Genomic DNA, 20,913 nt, shown 5'->3' with positions numbered 1-20,913 from the left:
GTGACCTCAGACCGTGTAGCGGGGACGGATGGTCTGGGTGAGATAGGCATCCGACAGGTCGGAGTAGAACCCGATCTCGCGCAGCCGGTCGGTGAACGCCCGCGAGTTGGCCCGTAGCGCCGCGTGGTCGTCGATGCTCGGGGCCGCGAACCCCTCGTCGGGCAGCCGATCGACGTGAAGTCCGTAGCGGACGCGCAGGATCGTCAGGATCTCGTCGACGCGCAGCGGTTGCGTGGCGAACCGGTCGCCGTGCGGACGCAACAGGGCGATCTGGAGCAGCACCTCGATCAACCGGCTGTCGAGCACGAACCGGCGGGCGTGCCCGCGGGGCTGCGCGACCAGCGCCCCGGGCCGGTTCTTGAGCAGTAGGGAGTCGAGGCAGTCGATCAGGTACTTGCGGTGAAACTCGCCCTTCACCGCAGTGAGAATGTCGAGGTACGCGGTCCGACTGTCCAGGTCGAGCTCCAGGATCTGGTTCACCTCGTCCGGGAGCTCGTCGGGATCGGCACTGTCAATCACATTGGCGAGCCGTTGCTCGAAGAAGGCGTCCCGCTCGGCCCGCACGTCGGTGCGGCGGCCCAGCGTGATCGCGTCCTCGACTGAGAACACACCACCTTGCGGAGACGGGAGCTTCCTCCTCTTGACCAGGTGCTCCCCGAACTCCTCCAGCTTCTTGACCTCGTACCCGGCGCGGACGTAGGCGGGGATCCGCTGCCACCAGGTCGCCGCGCTCCGCTCGGCCAGCGCTGCGGCCGGGGTGCGGGGACGATCGGCGACGTCGACGAGGATCCCGACGCGGTACGCGCAGTCGGTGCCGGATGTCTCCGGCGTGGTCGGCCCGCTCGGCAGCCGACAGCGGTGCCGGCCGTTGCTGGCCGCCATCTGCGGAAGCGCCGTGATCAGGCGCAGGTGATGCAGCGCGAGATGGAACGCGAAAAGGATCTTCAGGTACTCGACGAGTACCGACCGGGGGATGGCGCGCTGATGATGCATGAGCCGCAGGACGTCATCGGCGAGCAGCGCCGCGTTCGACGGGCAGAACGGTGGATAGGAGCGGCGGGGCCTGCCGGTGTCGGCACGGTCGTCGGGGGCACCACTGCTGTCACACAGGTGCAGCAGGGCTTGGGTCTCGACGTCAATGTGGCCGCCCGGATCGGATCGGCCGGTGGCTGCGTCCAGCCCGGAGAAAAAGAACTTGCGCAGGTCGGCTAGGGCCTGGTTCCCCCGTCGGTCGGGTGCGCCGAACAGCATCTCGTAGAGCTGCTCATCGGCTCCGGCAGGCCGCGAGTGCTTGGTGTTGCGGTACTTGTAGGTCGAGCCGTGCAAGGGGCGCAGGCCCGCGATGGCCTGCGTCGGCCGCCCGCGGTTCACCATGTCCACGAGATGGGTCTCGACCCATCGGCGGGTGACGTCGGGAGCCTCGGCGAAGCCCCGGAAACCGTCACCCTTCTGCTCGAGTTCGAGCAGCGCAGCGACGAAGTCGTCCACGCCGAGGTCGCTGTGTCGCGCGAGCCTGCTCGGCAGCCCCTGCCACCGCAGCCGGGCGAGGAAGGCGGTGAGCACGCGGTCCATTTCGAGCGTGCGGAACTGGACGTGGCTCAGGCCCGGATGACGGAAGTCGCTGTGCAGCTTGGTCAACCGGGCCATCAGGCCTCCTCGGGTGCGCGGTCGGGCACACCCCGGCGGTCCAAGGTGAGGACCCCGTCGGCGCTCCGGTCGATGGCGTGCAGGTCGTGGCCGGTGACGGTCAGCAGTACGGCCTGGTAAGGCGCACTGGTCAGCATGTTCTTGAAGACGCTGAGACTCAGGTGCCGGCCCTGCATGTCGGCGGCGGCCGGGCGGCCACCCCGGCGTAGCCGCCACAGCAGCTCGTAGAGGTCGAGCTGGATGGCGATCTCGGCGGGTGCGAGCTCGGGTGCGTCTGGGTTTGTGTAGCTCAGCCGCAGCCGCTCTGGTGCGCCCTCGATATAGGGCGAGCCACGCGGGCCCTCGGGCTCCGCGCGGAACCCGGCGAGCGGGAACAGGCGGTAGCTGCGGATCGATCCACCCCGCACCTGCCGCACCGCCAGTGCCATTGCGTCCCCGAGCTTGTCGGGGTCGGCGAGCCCTTCGCTACGGTTGATCGCGCGGATGATCTCCCTGGCCACCTCCGGAGACGGACCGTCGGCCGTCAGCTCACGGAGGAACTCGGCCGCGGAACGGTGCGACAGCAGTCCGCGCCACCGCTCGCCGTCGGCCGACTCGAAGAAGAACCTCCGGCGGGCCGCGCCGATGTAGGCCCGGTGGTGCTCGATCCGGTCCGGATCGGTGTCGCCGCCGCGGGGGAGCAGCTCGAACAGCCGCTCCAGCAACCGCTGGTCGTAGTCGCCGCGCCCGTCGACAGTGGTCAGCGCTGCGCCCGCGGACGGCCCGCCGAAGTCAAGGGCGCGATCGAGCGCCGGGTCGGCCCGGTCGCTGATGTCGCTCTCGCGGAGCAGACGGAGCAGACGATCCTCGGTGTCGTCGGGGCCGAGCCAGCTCTGGAAGTAGAACCCGGAGAGAATCTCGGACGGATTCCCGCGGTCGTAGAGGTCGCGGATATCGGAGCAGCTGCGCCCGGAGGTGAGTGTGTACGCCAGCGCCGAACGGAGGTCGCGCATGGTGATGTGCAGGCGTCCGCGCAGGTGAGCGACGGTGTAGAGGGTGCGCAGCCGCGCGGTGATTCGCTCCCCGGCGTCGGGATGGCCAAGTGTGCGGGCGTTGTGCAGGGCGTAGCACTTCTCCGCGAGAGCGCACCCGTTACAGGCCGCCCAGAAGCGATGGCTGGTCAGCTCCCGCACCAGCCCGTTGAAGATCGACTCCTCGTCCCCGGCGACGACGCTGCGGGCGTTGAGATTGACCAATGTGACGCCCTCGTGCGTCCCGCCGGCCCCGCCGAGGCCGGCGTGCACTGCCGCCGCGAGTTCGGTGAATCGGGTGGCGTGGGCACGAAGGAAGTCGACGAGTCGGCCCTCGTTGATCGCGATGAGGCGGGTCTCGTCGGCGGGCCACGAGCTACTGTCCGCGCCCTTATAGGGGTCGAAGAACTCGGCCAGGACGTCGTCATTGGCGCGGTCGCCCTCGTCCTGGCTACCGTCGAGGTTGGTCCGGAAGACGCGGCCGTCGAGGGTGAAGTCGGCGCCGTTCGGCCTCGGGGTCGAGACGGTGGCGCCTAGACCGCGGGCGTGGTTCACCAGCTTCTCCAGGAACGCCGTCTTGCCGTCGCCCGCGTTGCCGGTGATGACCACGACCCGGTGCCCACCGCCGAGCACGTCAGGGATCAGATGCTCGTCCAGCCGAGTCGCGACGTAGACGTTGTGCTCGTGCGGGTCGAGGCCCCGGGTGCCTCGATTGGAGGTGGTGCTCTGGCTGTAGAGCGTCTGGAGGTGCGCGACGAACGGGTTGTCCACGCCGTCGACCGTCGGCGCGAGTTCGGGCCGGACCGATGCCGGCCTGCGCTGCGCTTCGTGGACCCGTTCCAGTGCGATCCGGAACGCCGCCGCATCGGCGTAGCGGTCGCCCCTGGTGGGCGCGATCGCGGTGAGCAGCGCTGTGACGAACTCAGGAGCGAGCGCGGCCAGGTCAGTGAAGGTGCGGGGGTCCCGCGGAGGCACTCCGGCGGGGGCGGCGCGACGTTCGTCCCACGGCCAGTTCCCGCGGGTCAAGGCCTCGTACAGAGTCAGCCCGAGTGCGTAGACGTCACGGTCCACGAGGTCGGGATCGTGGCGCGCGTAGTCCGGGGGCAGATAGCGGGCCGATCCTGCGTCGGCGAGCAGGTACTCGTCGGAGACCGCCACGTTGAAGTCGATGATTTTGGCTCCGGCGTCGGTCCAGAGCAGGTTGCCGGGCTTGATGTCGCAGTGGTAGACGCCGTGGGAGTGGATGTGGGCCAGGCCCGCAGCGGCGTCGATGCCGAGCCCGCGGACGTCGGCCGGGGTGAGTAGCGACTCCGTGGCGAGCTGCTGCACGTCACGCCCGGGCACGTACTCGAAGATCAGGTAGGGCACCGTCGAGCCCGGCACCAGGTCGCCGTGGTGCACCCGCACCACGTTGGGGTGCTGGGGCATGTCCAGCAGCGGGGCGTACTCCTGGCGCAGCCGGTCAATCAAGTCGCCCGGATCGGCTAAAACGATCTTCATCGCCTGGTCGGTGCGTGCGAAGGCGTTGTGCACGCGATAGACGACACCGAAGGAGCCCGACCCCAGCTTCTCCCGGATCGTCAACGACGGGGTGATCTCGGTGCCCGGTTCCAGGTCCCGGAACCGGTCACGGTCGTCCACATCGTCGCGGACCGGCGGCGGGTCGGGCCGGAGATCCGGTCGGGGTGGCCTGCGGGTGGCGAGGTCCAGCCCGCGCAGCGCCTCGGGGATCGTCGGTCGCTCCGCGGGGTCGGGCGCGCACAGCAACTGCAGCCAGGCCCGGAGCTCGACCGGCACGTCGGCGGCGTCCAGCGGCTCGACCGGCAGTTTGCTGTGCCGCCGGTGTTGGTCGGTGCGGTCGGCGAACGGCAGCTCTCCGGTCAGCAGCCGGAACCCGAGCACTCCGAGTGCGTAAACATCGCTCGCCGGGGTGAGCGAGCCGATATCGACGTGGCCCTCTGGGGCGAGGTAGTCGGGATCGACCACGTCGGGCAGCGTGTTCACCACCGTCGCCGCCCGCGGGCCTGCGCCGCGGGCGTGGTCGAACCCGATGAGGATCGCTCGGCCGTCCGGGGCGAGCAGCACCGAGTCCGGGCTCAGCGCCCGGTGCATGATCCGGTGGCGGTGCGCGTGCGTGAGGCCGGACGCCATGCCGCGCAGGATGCGGAGTGCCTCGTCGCGTGTCATCGGCTCGTCGTCATCGAGGCGTAGGCGCAGCGATGTGCCGGGGGTGTCGTCGAGCACGAGCACGCCGCGGGCCTCGTCGTCGGTGACGAAGAAGTCGCGATGGCCGACCACGTGGGGGTGTCCCGGCAGCCGGCCGAGCGTGGAGTAGGCGTTGCCCAGCTGGTGCCGCTGCCGGACGCGTTCGGGCTCGGGCAGGTAGGGGTCGAGCGGGTGCACCCGCAGCGTGACCTGGGGTGGGCCGCCAGGCAGGGCGCGGTTGCGCGCGCGGTACTCCACGATCCCGTCCTCGGATTCGGTGAGTCGCTCCACGACCTCCCAGTTGCCGAAGATGCGGGCGCCCGCCGGCGGGCGGGCGTGGCCGGTAAGCGCGGGCACCACCGACCGGCCCCGGCCCAGACCGCTCCTGGCGTCGAATTCCGGGGGCACGCGAGCCGGATCGTCGAGCCATTGGATGAGACCGGCGACGTGGCATACCTCTTGGTCGTCACGGTGGTCCGGATCGCGCAGCTGGGCCTGCGGGTCGCACAGGACGAGCAGCTGACCGACGTATAGGCCGCGAAGTTGCGGGCTGGCGTCGGAGAGCAGCGACTTCAGGACCCGCGCGTGCTGGCGCAGCTTCGGCAGGGGCGACGCGAACGGGGTGCGACCGTGGGGATACCACCGGTTCTGCGCGACCGTGATCTGCCCACGGGTGCCCTTCACGTCGATGACGTACACGGCGTGCGGCGTGACGACCACGAGGTCGATCTCGAAACGCCGCCTGCCGGAGGGGAGCTCCATGTTGTGAACGACGGTCCACGAGTCGGGGCCGTGGTCGCGCAGGTGGGCGATGACCAGGCGCTCGCAGTCGTTGGCGGGCTCACCGACGCCGATGATGGTCGCCATCTACCGCGTTGCCCCCTCGACCGCCGCGTCGAGCGCGGCGAACGCCTCGTCCTCCCGCCGGTCGGCGAGATCTCGGTCACGATGGGCCGACCGTACGGTCTCGGCGATCCGCTCGCGATCGATGGGGGTGCAGACGGGGACGGGGATGTCGCCGCGCAGGACGTCATGGATGTCCTGCTGCTTCCCACCGCTCGACAGCGAGCGCAACAGACGGAATGCAGCGCCTGAGCGGAATAGGGCAAATAGATACGCCCCAGGAACATCTGAATCGCCTGAGGCGACCCGAAGAAAGTCTTCGGTGTATGCAAACTGTAGCCAGCTGCCCGTGACAAGGATCGATCGGCAGTACACTTCTGACTCGCCAAGCGTGCCGCGTCGAGCTATCAAGACAGTTTCGTCCGCTGCATTAACATCGTCCGGGGAATCGCGGGTGCTGATCCAGCGGCCCTCTGGGCGCATCCAGAATCCTTGTCGCTGACCAACAAGTAGCGATCCGTGCCCGGGTTGCGCCGGCACCCGAGTGAAACGGCTGCCGGAGGATATTTCGCCGTTCGAGCAGATATCGGAGAGGGTGCGGTGTGGCACCGAACGAATCCGGTCGGCGACCCATCGTGCACGGGGGCTGTGGTTGAGCGCGCGCAGGGTGACCGCGTCGGCGGCGTTGACGCTGAAACCGAGGTCACGAGGACGGGCGTGCCAGTCCAGGTCGATCAGCTCCGGAAGGCCGGCGCTGGTGAACAGGTCCTCGGTTGCGGCTACCAGCTTGCGTTGGTACGCCGCGCGGAGCACTGCCGCCTCCTCGACCAGATCGTGGATTCTGCCCTCGACGTCGCCACCGAAACGCGGGATCGGTAGATCCGCCACCTGGGCCGGTTCGAGATGCCGGATGCCGGTCCCCGAACGGGAGTTGATCAGAATGGCGGTGCCGAAGCGGCTGGCGAGAACCGTGAACAGATAGCCCGGCCGGATCCGCTCCGGATCGGCCACGACCTTGATCGTGTCCTGCGACGACCAGGACCCGACCATGTCGGGTCGCGCATACACCACCCGGCCCACCGTCCCCGAGCACGAGATGAACGTCGTTCCGGGGGAAACTCTCAGAAAGGCGAGCTTCGCCGATTCGGCGTCTTCGCGACGGAGCAGTGGCAGATGGCTGAGATCGGATTCCAGCATGTCTGCGCTGCCGAGGAACGGCACGCCGTGCTGCCGATCGTTCACGAAGATCCGCCGGAAGATCGGACCGTTGTAGAGCCCGCCAGCGTGCCCAGTGGTAAGGCTTGCCAATGTGTCCGTCGGCACCGTCAGGAGTTTGAGCAGGTCGCGGGCGTCGAACGCGCCCCCGACGTACGGACGCGCGTCGAGGCGAAGATTCTGTTGGAGCAGCCACTCCAGCCGCACCGGGTTCTCCAGGTTGGTGGTCTTCACCGGCCCTCCCCCGGGAACCAACGACACAGCGTGTCCTGCAGCAGACCGAACGCCGGGTCCTGGCACCGGCGCACGGACACGTGCTGAGCCGCCCGACGCAGGACGGCGGGCGAGAGATCGGCGCGGTGGGCCTTGCGCATGTACTCCAGCGCCTCCTTCGGTCGTGGTGGCTTCGTGACGCCGTCCGGCCAGTGCTGGGCCCGCGCGAGCACCTCGCGGTAGGGTCGGTCGCCGCGGTAGTTCATCGCGGCCTTCACGTGCGGACTGTGGGGCTGCCAGAACCACGCCTCGATCTCCGGCTCCAGCACGATCACCGCCACCTCGTCGGACTTCCACACGTTGGCGACCAGCGTCGAGACGTGGCGGTCGATCGCGGGCTTGCCGGGGCTGCCGTCCCAGTCGGCGTCCAGCATGACGACAGCTCGCCGGTGCGTGGTGCAGTGCGGGCGGAGTAGCTCATCGGCGCGGGCGTAGAGGCCAGGATCGTTCTGACCGGCCGCCACGAACACGTCCCGGTTGGCCCGCGGATCGATATCGACGGATCCGCAGCCCAGGCTGTGGTGGAAACCGTCGCGGCCGAAGAACCCCTCCAGGGTCTGCTGCATGGTCGAGTCGGCGACCAGGAACACCACGTCCCGCATCAGGACAGGACCCCGGAGGCGAACAGCGAGCCGAGGTCGATCGAGCCGTGCCAGTCCCGCAACCGGGGGTGCTCGTTGCCGTGGATCACATCGGCCGAGCCGTCGTCGTTCAACCGCGCCGCCAGTACGTCGTCGAGCGACGTGCGGGCGAGCACGACCGGCGAGTGCGTGGAGATCCACACCTGGCTGTCGCGGATCGACCGGAGAGCGGTCAGCACCGTCTCGATGGCCTGCGGGTGGATGCCGTTCTCCGGTTCCTCGGTGGCGAGCAGGGTAGGGAGCGCGCTCGGCGGCAGGTAGGGCAGCAGGGTCAGTGCGAGGATGCGGACGGTGCCGTCCGACAACCCCGACGAGCTCACCCGGTGGCCACCGACGTAGCGGACCACGAAGTAGGCGTGGTGGTCCTCCTCGCGTTCGCGTACGTCGATGCCATCGACCTGGGGCAGTCCGGTCCGGACGTGGTCGACCCAGAGTTCGTAGCCGGTCGGGTCATTCTCGCGCAGGGCGAGTGCCAGCCAGGGCGTGTTGCGCCCGTCGGGGAGTACTTCGGCGGCGTCGCCGGGTGGGGCCGGGCGGCGCAGCGTGTCCCAGTCGGGGTCGTAGAGCACGGCGCGGCCGCGCAGCAGCCCGATGAACCAGCGAGCAGCGGGGAACAGGCTTTCGTCCGCGGGCACCGAGGCGAGGGCGAGCTGCTCGGGTTCGATCCGCAGGCTGGGCAGCCGCGAACGGCGGCTGGTGGTCTCGCCCGACAGTTCGGTTGGTGACCCGCCCCCGCGCCTTACGATGATCGGCCACCACTTGCTGCCCGGCACCTTGGACCCGCCGGCGCTGGCGCCCTGCATCGGAACACCGGGTTGGGGCGCGCCGTCGTCGGCGGCGAAGAGGTACAGGTACTCCTCGGCGACCTGCAGCTGCCGGTTGAACACCTCGAGTCGCAGCTCGTAGCGCACGTGTGTCGGCGCAGCGCGCCGAGTGGCGGTGCTACCACTGGCCAAGGTCGTCTCCACGTCCGCGGGCAAGCGTGCCTCCACCGCGAAGACGATGTCGGTGCCCGCTCCGCGGTGCAGCAGGTCGGTGAGGCTGCCCGCCCGCGGTGTCCCATCCGGGCGGCGAAGGAACGCCTCCACGACCCGGTCGGCCCGGACCAGGTCGCCCAGCACCATTGGGATGTCGAGCAACGTCGTCTTGCCCGAGCCGTTCGCCCCGGCGAGCACCTGGTAAGGCGCCACCTCGACCGACAGCTGCCGGAAGCAACGGTAGTTGTAGGCCTCGATTCGGGTGATCACTCCCGGCCTCGGGCCGGATCACCGGGCTCGGGATACCGCCGCCGGAACTCCCGGTACTGCTCGGCGATCAGTGGCAGGTCATTGTCCAGCTCCGGCAGCCGCCGGTGAAGAGTGCGCACCTCGCGGTGCCCGTTGGTCCGGATCCACTCCTGCTCGATTTGCTCGGTGAGGATCTTCTCGCCGTCCGGGGTGCGTCGGTATACCGGGTTGTTGCGCCGGTCGAAGCCCACCTGCTCGGCGATCGCCATGAAGATCGGATAGTCCGGCGGGGCACCCATCAGCCCCGCACGCACTTCGTCGTCGGTCTTGCGCTTGAGGAACAGCAGCGAGGTGATGATGTTGACGCCGGCCTCGGCCACGAACGTCTGCATCGGCAGCTCGATGCTGGCCAGCACCCAGCACTGCTCCAGCACCCAGCGGCGGATGGCTGCGTCGATCGGGCCGGGATTGGACAGGATCCCGTTGGGGAGCACGATGCCCATCCGCCCGCCGGGCCGCAGCCACTCCACACTGCGCTGGACGAACAGCTGCTCCGGCGACATCGCCGACACCCCGGAGCTGGTCAGACTGGTGGTGAGCTCGCCGGTGGCCCGATCCCGCGTCCACGGCCGGGCAACCCCGTCGCGGTACTGGTCGAGTACGTCCGGGTCGTTGATTTTGATGTCGGCGCCGAACGGCGGGTTGGTCATCAGCACGTCGATGCTGCCGAGCGGGATGCGCTTGCGGGCCTCGGCGAGCCCCTCCAGGTGGCCACCGGGGAAGGCGATCGAGTCGAGGTGGTAGACGTTGCTCTGGTCTTGGATCCCGGCGAGCATCATCACGTTCATGCTGGTGGCGCGCACCAGGAACGGGTCGAAGTCGGCACCAAACAGATGGTCGCGGGCGTAGCGCTCCAGGCGGGCGCGATGCTCCTCGGACTGGGCGTCGGTGTCGGGGCGGCCCGCGGTGCCCTCCTCCGCCCGCCACGTCTCCAACAGATGCTGCAACGTGCCACGGAGGAAGCCGCCGGTACCCGACGCCGGGTCGAGCACCACCTCGTGCTCCTGCGGATCGAGGATCTCGACCATCAGGTCGACCGCAGCGCGCGGGGTGAAGTATTGGCCGCGGTCGCCGCGCAGGTTCGACCCCACCAGTTCCTGGTAGGCGAGGCCCTTGGCATCGATGCCGCTGTTGGCGAAGTCGTAGGGCGCGAGCTCGCCCACGAGGAACGCGAGCGCCCGGTCGGACATCGAGAGCTCGTCGCGCGCGGTGAACAGCGGGTAGCGGCCCTTGACCTCGTCAAACAGGGCGCGGACACGGATCCCGATCTCGCGCTGACCCTCTGTGGTGAACGGTTCGTGAAGTCCGGCGAAGAATCGTTGCGGGATGCCGCGCAACGCCGAACGTTCGTCGTGGATCTTGGCGAACAACAAGTACAGAAACTGCCAGAACGCAGCGTCCTTGGGCATGCCTTCATTGCCGTGGATGTAGTTATGGCAGCGCCGGAACGCGGCCTTCAACATGCCGGGGTCGGCGCGCCGCAGGCGAGCGTGCGACACCACGTCCCGGCTGCCGACCTCACCGGTGAGCGGCCAGTCCGCGATGGAGGCGTATCGGGGACCGAACCGCTCGACTGTCTTCTCCAGGAAGAACAGCTCCAGCCGGTTCGTCCACATGCCGTACCGCAACTCTGGGGTGCGCTCGTCGCCGAGCAGGTCGCGGAGGTCGCCGAGGTCGCGCTCGGCCTGTTGCGGGGTGCGGATCCGTGTGACGGTGTTGCCGTTCTTCGGCTCCGGCTTGCAGACGACGATGCGACGCAGGTTCTCCACAGTGTGCGCGCTGCGACTCGCAAAGACCGCGATGTCGGCCCGCTTGCGGCGGCGGCGGCCTCCGCTTTCGAGAGTGATCGGGAAGTCCCGCGCCATGTCCTCGACGGAGATCTCGTACTCGTGGAACAGGGCGCGGGCGATGTGCTGCCGGACGAGCTCCTTCGGTGTTGCCGCGATGACGTCACCGGAGATGTAGTCGACGAGCATGTTGTCCGGCAACGACGCCGCTGCAGCCGTCTTCAGGGCGACGTCCCCGACCTGCGGCTCCTCACTCTTCGCGTCGGCCTGAACGGGCGTCGCCTGGCCCATCGGCACACCTAACTTCCTTGCTTGCCCGACTGGACTGTCGATCGTAGTCACGCTCGCGGCGCCGCCGAACCCTGGCTCGACGCGGGTCAGCACGGGAGTCGATGCCGTCAAGGCGGTCACGGCCTTGACCAACGCGGCACCCTCGCCCGCAGGAGGCGCCGCGAGGATTCGCTGCCAGCTCGTGCAACTCGCGGGCCAGCGGGTTCGCTGCTTGGGTCGAGGTTCCCAACATCGACGCCGTCGCTGGCCGCATGCTGCGCTCCGTCGAAGCCGGGCTCGCGCTGCAGTGCCACGTCCCGGCCCCTTGGGCTCGCAGTCCCCCCGGGCAGGCGGGACACACGCTAATCGCGGCGCGGGCGCCGTCCTCGCCGAGGGTGTAGACGCAGCAGGTGTGTCCTTGGCGAACAGGTGCGTGGCCTCCAGCGGGAGGTTGCGTCGCCCTGCCGCTCGAGGTAGTTGCGTTCGACCAGGCCGGCGGTCGTCCCGCCGACGACCGCGAGTCCGGCGGCGGTGATGTCGTCGAGGGTAACCAGGTCGCAGGCCTGCACCACGGGCGCGCCGCGGTAGGTGAGCGCCGCGCGGCCGCGTTCGACCACCAGCGCGGCCAGGTCGCCGACCGCTGGCGCGTTCGGTGGGAAGCCGGGCCGCTCGATCGACAGCGTGTCCGCACCTGCCGGCGCGGCTGGGTTCGGGCCCGGCGAGCAGCTCGCCACGGTCACCGCGAGAACGACGGTCGCCCCGACGAAGATCACGAAGCGGTGCCTCACGCCGCTGCCCCGGCCGCAGTGACCGCCCGCGCCCTCCGACGCGACCGACCGAGGACGGAGGCGAGAGTCGAGCGCTCTCGGATGCCGCATCGCGCGAGTGTGGTTCACCCGGTGCGCCCGCCGGGGCGGATTGACGCTCGGCGGCGCAGCCCCCGCGCGCGAACGGTGACGCTCGTCGGGCACGGCCGGAAGCGGGCCTAGTCGACTCGACGGTCCCACACACCTCCCAGCACGTCATCACGGCTTCGTGGTCGACTGTCAGTCGACGGCGACGCTCCAGGAGCCCGCATACCGTCGAGCTGGGGGCCGTCAACTTCTCGTCGTGCACACCTCCGACCATGGGGACAGGCGACTCACCAGAATCAGAGCTCACGCGAACTATCCCCTCGGCGACGGCGGAAGCCTCGCCGGCAGGGGCAGCCGCCCGCGGTTCACAGCCCCGGACGTAACGGCGATCCTCGGCTCCTCGATCCGTGCTCAAGGGGCCAGGTGCCCCTGTCATGCAAGTACTACTCGAGCGGAGTTCCCCCTGACCGCCATCGCCGCAGGACCTGACCGTGAGGATGCGCGCCGCCGCTGGACCCCCGCGGACCAAGACCTCGCCAGATCTATCTGGAGCCAGCTGACTGAGGACGCCAAGAGCCTCCTGGAGATTCTCATGGAGAGTCCGGGAAGGCAGTTCACCGGCGCGGAGATCGGGCAGCTCCTCCGGCCTTCGCGGGAAGCTTCGGCGGTTCAGGGACTTCTCGGCCAGGCTGGTCGACTGTGCAAGGCCGCAGGCATGGAGCAGTTCTGGGCATTTCCCAAGCGGGACGGCCGAACGCATTACTGGATGACGGAGTCCGTTGCCAACTTGCTCCGTGACGCGCGGCACCGTACGTCGGTCTCTCCCCGCAGCCTGGACCTCGTGCTCCCGATTCCCGCGACCGACGATCCGCCCGGAGTCGTCGGTCAGTTGGAACGGCTGGTGGACGAGCCTGCTTCTCCTGATCCCGGCACTCACGCGTCCGGGATGGGGGCGTACCCGGCTGAGGTTCGAGAGGATGCCGCCGACCTCCTCCGGAGGCTGATCGGTGTCCCGCTCTCGACTCTGCGCGGTCAGCGCAATTGCATCGTCGGGGTGACGTCGCCGAACGTTCTGGTGGCCACCAAGCGAGCACCGGACGGCCAGCCTGTGCCAATTGAACAGGTGCAACACGCACTCGACATGCTTCGCGCCAACAGCGGCGGCGTCGTCGTGGATCCGGAGCACCTCGGGTACCGCAGCTCGTTCATCGGCGCGGTTTTACTGACCTTGCCCGGAGCGCGGGTGCACGGCAGCCCGCCGATGCTCACTCTCGCTAGCTTCGATGGTGACGAGGGGCGTGATGCTGACGACAACGAGCTCACCTTCGAGGGGAGCCTCACGCATGTGAGGCAGGTCGAGCAGCGCGGCGAACAGGCCATGCTGCGCCGCCGCCTGTTCGGGGCGCAGGACAACGGCACATGTGCGCTTTGCGGCGAGACCTATCCGGTGCGATTCTTCTACGCCGCCCATATCAAGCGGCGTAGCATCTGCAGTGACTACGAGAAGCGCGACCTCGACAGTGTCGCGATGTCCGCCTGTGCGTTCGGATGCGACGCTCTGTTCGAATCCGGCTACCTCGCGGTCGGAACGGACGGCTTCGTGACGACGAGCGAAGGGGCCGTGGACGGGGCCCTGAGAGCACCTCAAGAAGCTCCGAGGAAGGCCCTGTATGGCCTTCACCGCCGACAGTCAGGGGTACTTTAATTGGCACCGCGAGAACGTGTTCCGGGGCTAGCACGTACTCCCGCAGAATTTCCTCGGAATTTCCTCGTCGCCGACCCGTCGGCCTCGCCCGCTGCGACGCATAACGAGCCAGACGCATGGGTGGAATGTACGTCGCTGCTCGGATGATAGTTGGCTTACAGTAATCGCTGCTGTGTGTAAGTGGATAAGGGGTTCTCGTGGGGTGGTTGGGTCGCTTGCTCGGGCGCATGGAGGGCGTGGACGCCGTCCAGGACGGGAAGGTTGCCGAGGCAGCCGTGCATGTCAAGATGCTATCTGGTGAATTTGACGGGTATGGGGTAGAGCAGACTCGGCCTCGATCGTCAGTGCAGTCAGAGGGGCTGTCGCATCCTCTCATGCTGTTCCAACCGGCGTATCTCACCCGGCACCGGTCTGATGTCGCTGCAGTCGAACCGCTGTACGCGGCGTTAGATCTCGAGACCACTGGGTTGGACGCTCGCAGTGATCGGGTATGCGAGGTGGCGGTCGTGCGGTTTCGGGCTGATGGCACCCTCATAGACGAGTACACGACTTTGATTGATCCGCAGCGCCCGATTGGGGCGTCCGAGTACCACGGGATCACTGATGAGGATGTGGCCGATGCGCCTACGTTCGGCGACGCCTGGCCAGACCTCAGCCGAATGCTGGTCGGATCCGTTGTGGTCGCGCACAATCTGCCGTTCGAGGACAAATTTCTCGCCGCCGAGCTGGCGCGCTTGGGGCAGCCGATGCCGCATCTCGTCGGAGTTTGCAGCGCCGTTGCCTGTCGAAGCCAGCTCGACGGGCCAAGCTATTCGTTGCAGTCGCTGTATCGGACTGCGGCGTCGGAGTGGATCGAGGATTCCCACACCGCGCTGGGAGACTGTCGGGCGCTGACGACCCTCATGCAGTGGCTGTTGGCCAGTGCGCCCGCGCCGCTGTGGCTTGTGGGGCCGACGCCAGGCGAGCGTGACGTGTTCGCCCACTCGCCCGGCCGGATCGTTCCTCGTGCTGTCCGACTGACGCGACGCAAGGACGGCTACCTCGGCGCCATCGCCCGCCGCTTTCCGCTGGGCGCCGAGCACCCGGTGGACTCGGACGGTGCGCAGCAGTACGTCAGCGCGCTAGACGAGATCATCGCCGACCGGCGCGTCACCGGCGACGAGGGATGGCGGATGGAGTTGCTCGCCCGCCGAGCCGGCTTCACCCAGCAGCGACTCATCGCGGAGCATCGCAAGGCGTGGGAGCGGGCGACCGCCGACCTCGACCTGAGCCAGTCAGATCGCCTGCCGATGGGCTTGCGCCAGCGGCTGAGCCAGCTTGCGCACGATCTTGGGCATCCCTCACTCGCTGCCGACCTCGAGCTCGATTCAGAGCCGACCCCCACGAGTACCGGCTATCTCAAGGGTTGGCGTATCGGTGTAGATGGGACAGCGCCAGATGTTGAGTCAGTTGCTCGGCTTGTCGTGGATAACGGCGGCGCGATCGCCAAGCGCATCACCGGGACCGTGCGCCTTATGGTGGCGATGGACCCCCGCGGAACGAGTGCGCAACTGGAGCGGGCACGCGAGTTTGCGATCCCCGTGTTAGTCGCCGCCGAGGCGCGTGAACATCTACGGCCGGTGCTTGAAGCCGCAGCCGCGGCCGAACGCCAGCGGCAAGAGGAGCAGGTCCGCTGGCAAGCGGAACGAGACCGGTACGTCGCCGAGCAAGATGCATATTTTCGGCATCGCTGGCACATCACCGAACGGCCACCCGAGTGGGAGATTCAAAACTGGCAAGAGGATGACGAATACGAAATCGAGGATTGCGGGGAATCCGACGAGCTGCCGCCCTCGCGAACTTGGCAGCAAGAGGTAACCGAGATCAACCTCCCGCAGGGCCACGCTGTTCTGGCTGCGTGGAAGCGTGTGCGGGACGCCCGCCTCACCGGAGCGCCCATTTCCCCTGCACGTGCGGCTGAACTTGGGGCGGCCCTTCGCGTGGAGTTCGACCGATACCAAGCTGCTGGCGGATCCTGGTCTTCGGGCATCTACGATGACCTGAAGCACCTTGAGGAGGTTGCCGGTCAGGTCCGCGGACGGTTCTACGTCGACTGGGTCCCAGTGCTTGACGAGCATCGAGCTGCAAAACGTGACGACACAGCACTGGTGCTTCTGCTCGAGCTCATCGACGCGGCCGAACGGTTCGCTCAGGTGAGCGGCGGCCCGCCAGCACCCGCCTATACGGCGCGGGCAGCCGTGATCTACCGCCGTCGCCGCAACTACGACGCCGAGGTCGTCATCCTCGAGCGTTGGGAAGAAGCTCTGCCTGAAGGATTCACTCCAGGGCCGTCTCAGGCAAGGTTCCTGCAACGGCTTGAAGTCGCCCGCAGATTGCAGCATCGCGCACAACAGACCAGAATCTGACCGGTTTTGGGTGGCCTCAGCAGCGGTGGCCGAGGAGCAGACCGCAGCCCGGTGGCTTGGTGGGGGCTTAGCGCGTTCCTCGACGTCGTGAGCGAGCAGGCCGGACTGGTTGACTGGTCTGGCGCTGTCCGCGCTCGCTACCTGCCGGACAGTGACGACACCGCCCCCGTCCTGTAGCCGTCTTGCAGGCTCGGCGGAGACTCCGTCGGCGAGACACCGACGAAGACCTCGACGTCCCAGCGAATGGCGGGGTCGACGAGCAGATGGAGGGCGAGGTCGACGATCGTGCCGTCGCGGGGACTCCACATGCGGTCGCCCTCGCCGAGCAGCGGGCCGAGCGCGTCGAGGGTCGGGTTTCCACAGGTTCAGCCAGTTCCTGGCCGGCCCGCACCGGAACCCGATCACCGCCGACACGGGGCAGCCGGCAGGCATGGGCTGGGCACCCGATGCCGTGAGCTGCTCGTGAATCTGCTGCTTGTACGCGCTTGTGTCGGCCGACGCCGTGGTGTGCAGCCGATGGATCGTCCGGTCCAGCGGCGGGTCAGCGGGGCGGGCGGTGTCGAGCCGGGCCAGTGATCGGTCTCCGTACCGCTTGCGGGCTCGGGCGGAGACGATGTGGCGGCTTCCGAGGCGCCGGGCGAGCGGATAGAGGTAGTTGTCGAGATCGTGGTGGTCGAGCAGCCGGGTCGCTGCGGGGAGCCCGACGTCCAGTTCCAGCGCCCAGGGCGCCCGTGCCCGTAGATGCTCGCGGAGGTCCTGCTCGGCGTGGTCGAGGAAGACCGAAAGGGCAACCTGAGCGGGATAGCCGGCCGCGTCCCAGCTCGCGAGCCGCGGCTGACATGTCAGTGCGACGACGGGGGATTCGGGTCGGTGAAAGGCGGGGCAACGCGCGGTGGTACGCGCCGGGGCCGTCATCAGTCACGTCTTGACGCAGGTGACGAGGAGGACGTCGCCGCGGACTGTGTCACGTTCCTGCTCTGCACCTTGCTCGGGCGCGCTGCTCTCTCGGTTGATGCCGCCGTCGGTGGTGATCTTTGCTCGCAGGTTTGTCCGCACGAAGGTCACTTCGCGGCCCATGACAGGCCGTCGACTGTGAAGCCCGCATCGCGCCAGGCACGCACATGTGTGCGATCTCCCGACCATGGCCCCGGTGCGTGCGCGACGGCACGCAGCAGTGGATCTCGGTGCTGGCTGGACGACCTGATCGTCGCCCGCCGCCCGGCTGAGGCCTGACTCGGACTTGGTCGACTGCTCATGCTCCCCGAACGGGCAGGAGCTCGACTTCGGGCGACAGCGTCAGCAGGCGCGCACGGGACTGCTCCCACCGAGCCGGATCGGTGAGCAAGAACAACGCCTCGTAGATTGAGTTCGCTGCGGCGTCCAACTCGACCGGCATCTCGGTGAGGTCGAAGTGAAGCAGGTACTCCCGCCCGGGGGTATCGCGGAGGGTGAAGCCGACCATCAAGCTGACGCCGACGGACTTCGCCCCGATGAGGTCCACGCCAGCGTGACGATCCGCTGTGGCCGAGGGAGCCGTTGCACCCAACGGCCAGTACGCACCCGGCGCCTTGCCGAGCTGCACGTCGGCGCCTGCGCCGTCGCGCGGCGGGGCAGGTTGAGATGGCTGCACCCGATCCAGCCATTGCTCCTGGACCAGTGCAGCAAGCCTCTCGGCTTCATGCGCGTTCACTCCGGCTCATCCTCCCCAAGTCAGGGCTGATGATAGATGCTCCTGGTCAGCCAGGGACCCAGTGGTCATCGAACGTAGAGTGCTCTCATAGACTCTTCCAAACCTTCCGGACACACAGTCGGCCCGAGACAGTACGCCGTCACCACGCCGAAGTCGTGGCCGTCCACAGACTTCGACCTGTCGACGATCACCTCAACTGTGTAGATCGTCTCGCCGAATGCGACTCCGCGCAGTCCGTACACATATCGACCATCGCGTCGTCTTAGACCTGCGGCGTTGTTGGCGATCACTGCAGCCACCATTTCGTCCGACACGTTGTGGTCGACCGTATAGTGGATCAACCCGAACGCGCCAGATCCAAGGGGGCCCGGACGACCCAGGCGTATGATGACCGGATAACCCGTGTTGCCGTTGTCTTGGACCACGAACTGGCAGGAGTATATTGCCTCCGCGTTCGGGAACGCCTCGTTTGGGTACTGCTCGGTGTTTCGTGGGCAGTCCTTCTCGACAGGGGCCACCAGGGTGCCTGGTGGAAGCGGCGGACCCTGCGCGCCACTTGCGTGCGCAACGGCAGTAGGGCTGGCTGCTATTAGCACACTGAGTGCAACTCCCAGAAGGATTGTCCGCCTTGAGCGCCTGCGGGCGCGTCCGCGTCGCATCGGACGCAAATGTGAATAGACAGCATTGCCGACAGAATCAGAATTCATCGGACCCCCCGAAGCGAAGTGCCTGAACGGCTCGGCTCAGCGTACGAACTCCGCAGATCTGACGCAACGGTTCCTCCGCTTTCGTTTGCATTCGTTAACGATCCGGCGCAGGATCAGCTACCGTCGGCGGACGAGGATCTATCTACTGACACAGGAGGTCCACTCCTGTCAATTTGTGGCGACGCGGCGACAATCGATCTTCACGCTCGCAGTAGTCGGTGGTGCCGTCGTCCAGTGCCTCGTATGCCCGTCGGAGGCGACGCCACAGCGCAGGGTGAAGGCGGCTCTCGGCCTCCGCCAGCCCGACGAACTGTCAGCCGGCCAGCTCAGGATCTGTGAGTCGAATCGCGCCAGCCGCGGCCGGGCCGAATGCACCACCGTCGAACACGAAGACGATCTGGTCGCCCCACGGTCCGTGTGCCCCCTAAGGGCGTCGGCAAGGTCGTGAGATGCGGCGTGTCTGCGCGATGACATGCCGGTGATCTGGTAAGCGCAGGGCGCGGACTCGGCGCCTGCGTTCGAGAACGCGGTGCGCCAGATCCGTGCGAAGCGGTGGCTTGGTCTGACCGCGACTCCCCACCGGCGTGACGAGCTGGATGATCTGATCGCGCTACAGCTCGGACCGGTGCGCCACACGATGTCGGCGCCCACCCCGGGCACCCTCGCCTCCGCGGCCGCCGGTGGGGTCCCGGAACGGCTGCTCGCGGTCCACGTGACCGCGTTCGAATACCGTGGTGACGCCGATCCATCGGCGCCGGGCGGGATGGCCGCGATCTACCGGGATCTCGTTGCCGACGAGGACCGCAACACACAGCTGGTCGCCGACGTTCTGGCCGCCCTTGACCGTGGCCGCCACTGCATGGTGCTGACCCAGTGGACAGCACACGTCGACGCGCTTGCCGAGACGCTGCGCGGCGCCGGGCGTGATCCGATCGTGCTACGTGGTGGCATAGGGGCTCGCGGGCGTGTGGCCGCCCTCGATCGGTTGAGACCCGAGGAAGGGCCGCTCCTGGTGGTCGCTACCGGTCCGTACGTCGGTGAGGGGTTCGACTGCGCGGCGCTGGACACCGTGTTCCTTGCCGCGCCGATTGCGTTCAAGGGTCGGCTCGTCCAGTACGTCGGGCGCGTCCTGCGGCCGTTCCCGGGCAAGGAATTCGTCGAGGTGCACGACTACCACGACGTCGACACCGGAGTGCTCGCATCGTCGCTGGCGAAACGTGGCCCCCGGATATGTCAGCCTCGGCTTTCCTGATCCGCGTAGACTTCGCCAATTGTCGCCGTAGCCGACGCGGCGGACCCGCAGCGTGAGCGTCCCTGCGTGATTGCCAGGTGACGGATCGTGTACACACGCCGGGATGCCTGATGACTGCGGTTGGCCGGCCACCGACGGCTAGGCTGTGGTCATGAGCGCTGAGCGTGATGAGCTGCGCGAGTTGGTGGAGCGCCTGCCCGACGAGCAGGTGCCCGCCGTGCTGGCCGAGGCTCGCCGCCATCTGACGTCCGCGTCGGATCGGCCGTGGCCGCCGGCGTTCTTCGGCGCTGGCCGCGCCGGCCGGAGCGATGTCGCTGCGCGTTCGGAGGAGTTGCTGGACGCGGGCTTGCGCCGCCCGGCGTGATCCTCTGCGGCACCGGCCGATCGTGGCCGCGGCGTTGGTCTGCGACGATCATCATCACGCCTGCGTGGAGCTGTTCACCGGCTTGCAGTTGGCCAGCCGTCCACTCCTTGTCCCGGGGACGGTCGTCGCCGAGGTCGGTTACCTGCGGGCCCGTGAGGCCGGCGCCCGCGTCGAAGCGCTGTTCCTGACGGCGCTGGCGGACGGCGATTTCCAACTGGTCGACCTGATCGCCGCGGACTACCGCGGGCTGCGGGCTCGTCGAGACTTACGCGGACCTCCCGCCTGGGGACCACCGACGCGACGGTCATCGCCCTCGCCGAGCGACTTGGCTTGAGCGAGGTAGCGACGCTCGATCGTCGGCACTTCAGCGTCGTCCGGCCTCGGCACGTCCCCGCCTTGGCGCTGCTCCCGCATTGATCATGCCCACGTTTACAGCAGATCACGGACACGTCGGACTCATCGCCGCTGAGTACGTACACCGACGCTGACCAGCAGTCGGGTGAGCGCCTACGCCGGCCCGACCCCACCGGCAAGCTGATCTACCTCCGTAGGACCGTCCCCGTGACCGACGCCGCGGGCCGCCGCGCGGCCCGGAAGCTGCTCATGCAGCCGCGGGCCGAGGCCGAGCGGACCGACCAGGCGGCGTCCGCGGTTTCGCTGGACTGGACTACAGCTCACCGAGGGGCTGCGCGACGCCGGGCTCGAGGACGACCCGCGAGGCCTACCTCGGCTTTATCCCCAACAACATCAGCCCGACGC

General features: G+C 68.0%; 16 protein-coding genes. 5 read left to right on the top strand and 11 right to left on the bottom strand.

Features of this window, described 5'->3' with window-relative positions:
• Window positions 1-6: 6 nt before the first annotated feature.
• The 7 genes from mads7 to ABD143_RS21775 all read right to left on the bottom strand — a co-directional run bounded on the left by mads7 (window position 7) and on the right by ABD143_RS21775 (window position 11,965).
• Complete coding sequence (mads7, locus tag ABD143_RS21805; protein ID WP_343981409.1) at window positions 7-1,647, bottom strand: methylation-associated defense system protein MAD7; 1,641 nt, start codon at window positions 1,645-1,647, stop codon at window positions 7-9.
• A complete protein-coding gene (gene mads6, locus ABD143_RS21800) occupies window positions 1,647-5,729 on the bottom strand; it encodes a methylation-associated defense system protein kinase MAD6 (RefSeq protein ID WP_343981407.1) in 4,083 nt (1,360 codons plus the stop codon). Before mads6 ends, mads7 begins: the two co-directional genes overlap by 1 nt.
• The gene (mads5, locus tag ABD143_RS21795) at window positions 5,730-7,154 is read right to left on the bottom strand and encodes a methylation-associated defense system restriction endonuclease subunit S MAD5 (RefSeq protein WP_343981404.1); all 1,425 of its coding nucleotides are present in this window, start codon (window positions 7,152-7,154) and stop codon (window positions 5,730-5,732) included.
• Window positions 7,151-7,795 (bottom strand): methylation-associated defense system protein MAD4, encoded by a 645-nt coding sequence (gene mads4, locus ABD143_RS21790; protein ID WP_343981401.1) that lies wholly within the window; start codon window positions 7,793-7,795, stop codon window positions 7,151-7,153. The genes mads5 and mads4 overlap by 4 nt, the downstream gene beginning before the upstream one ends.
• Window positions 7,795-9,081: a methylation-associated defense system AAA family ATPase MAD3 gene (mads3, locus tag ABD143_RS21785; protein WP_343981397.1), complete on the bottom strand. Its 1,287-nt coding sequence runs from the start codon at window positions 9,079-9,081 to the stop codon at window positions 7,795-7,797. The genes mads4 and mads3 overlap by 1 nt, the downstream gene beginning before the upstream one ends.
• Window positions 9,078-11,318, bottom strand: a complete 2,241-nt coding sequence (mads2, locus tag ABD143_RS21780) for a methylation-associated defense system DNA methyltransferase MAD2 (RefSeq protein WP_343981394.1) — start codon at window positions 11,316-11,318, stop codon at window positions 9,078-9,080. The genes mads3 and mads2 overlap by 4 nt, the downstream gene beginning before the upstream one ends.
• A gap of 221 nt (window positions 11,319-11,539) precedes the next feature.
• A complete protein-coding gene (locus ABD143_RS21775; RefSeq protein ID WP_343981390.1) occupies window positions 11,540-11,965 on the bottom strand; it encodes a hypothetical protein in 426 nt (141 codons plus the stop codon).
• Window positions 11,966-12,212: 247 nt separating this feature from the next.
• Between ABD143_RS21775 and ABD143_RS21770 the strand changes: the two genes are divergently transcribed.
• Together ABD143_RS21770 and ABD143_RS21765 are read left to right on the top strand one after the other, a co-directional pair.
• Window positions 12,213-13,736 (top strand): DUF6416 domain-containing protein, encoded by a 1,524-nt coding sequence (locus ABD143_RS21770; RefSeq protein WP_343981387.1) that lies wholly within the window; start codon window positions 12,213-12,215, stop codon window positions 13,734-13,736.
• A gap of 374 nt (window positions 13,737-14,110) precedes the next feature.
• On the top strand, window positions 14,111-16,141 hold the full coding sequence (locus tag ABD143_RS21765) for a 3'-5' exonuclease (RefSeq protein ID WP_343981384.1): 2,031 nt from the start codon (window positions 14,111-14,113) through the stop codon (window positions 16,139-16,141).
• Window positions 16,142-16,278: 137 nt separating this feature from the next.
• Here the strand turns inward: ABD143_RS21765 and ABD143_RS21760 are convergent, their stop codons facing one another.
• From ABD143_RS21760 to ABD143_RS21745, 4 genes are all read right to left on the bottom strand, one after another.
• A complete protein-coding gene (locus ABD143_RS21760) occupies window positions 16,279-16,449 on the bottom strand; it encodes a hypothetical protein (RefSeq protein WP_343981381.1) in 171 nt (56 codons plus the stop codon).
• A 610-nt stretch (window positions 16,450-17,059) separates the two neighbouring features.
• Complete coding sequence (locus tag ABD143_RS21755) at window positions 17,060-17,218, bottom strand: hypothetical protein (RefSeq protein WP_343981379.1); 159 nt, start codon at window positions 17,216-17,218, stop codon at window positions 17,060-17,062.
• A gap of 175 nt (window positions 17,219-17,393) precedes the next feature.
• Entirely contained in the window at window positions 17,394-17,831 is a 438-nt protein-coding gene (locus tag ABD143_RS21750) for a hypothetical protein (protein WP_343981376.1), read from the bottom strand.
• Window positions 17,832-17,896: 65 nt separating this feature from the next.
• A complete protein-coding gene (locus ABD143_RS21745) occupies window positions 17,897-18,349 on the bottom strand; it encodes a hypothetical protein (RefSeq protein WP_343981374.1) in 453 nt (150 codons plus the stop codon).
• Window positions 18,350-19,250: 901 nt separating this feature from the next.
• Between ABD143_RS21745 and ABD143_RS21740 the strand changes: the two genes are divergently transcribed.
• The 3 genes from ABD143_RS21740 (at window position 19,251) to ABD143_RS21730 (ending at window position 20,488) form a co-directional block, all read left to right on the top strand.
• A complete protein-coding gene (locus ABD143_RS21740; RefSeq protein ID WP_343981371.1) occupies window positions 19,251-19,790 on the top strand; it encodes a DEAD/DEAH box helicase in 540 nt (179 codons plus the stop codon).
• 151 nt (window positions 19,791-19,941) lie between these two features.
• Window positions 19,942-20,154 (top strand): hypothetical protein, encoded by a 213-nt coding sequence (locus tag ABD143_RS21735; RefSeq protein ID WP_343981369.1) that lies wholly within the window; start codon window positions 19,942-19,944, stop codon window positions 20,152-20,154.
• A gap of 22 nt (window positions 20,155-20,176) precedes the next feature.
• Entirely contained in the window at window positions 20,177-20,488 is a 312-nt protein-coding gene (locus tag ABD143_RS21730; RefSeq protein ID WP_343981366.1) for a hypothetical protein, read from the top strand.
• Window positions 20,489-20,913: the final 425 nt, after the last annotated feature.

It is taken from the genome of Pseudonocardia aurantiaca, assembly GCF_039526725.1.
In the GTDB taxonomy this organism is placed as follows: Bacteria; Actinomycetota; Actinomycetes; order Mycobacteriales; family Pseudonocardiaceae; genus Pseudonocardia; species Pseudonocardia aurantiaca.
Note: the sequence above shows the minus strand (reverse complement) of the source record. Positions and strands in the feature narration are given on the sequence as shown.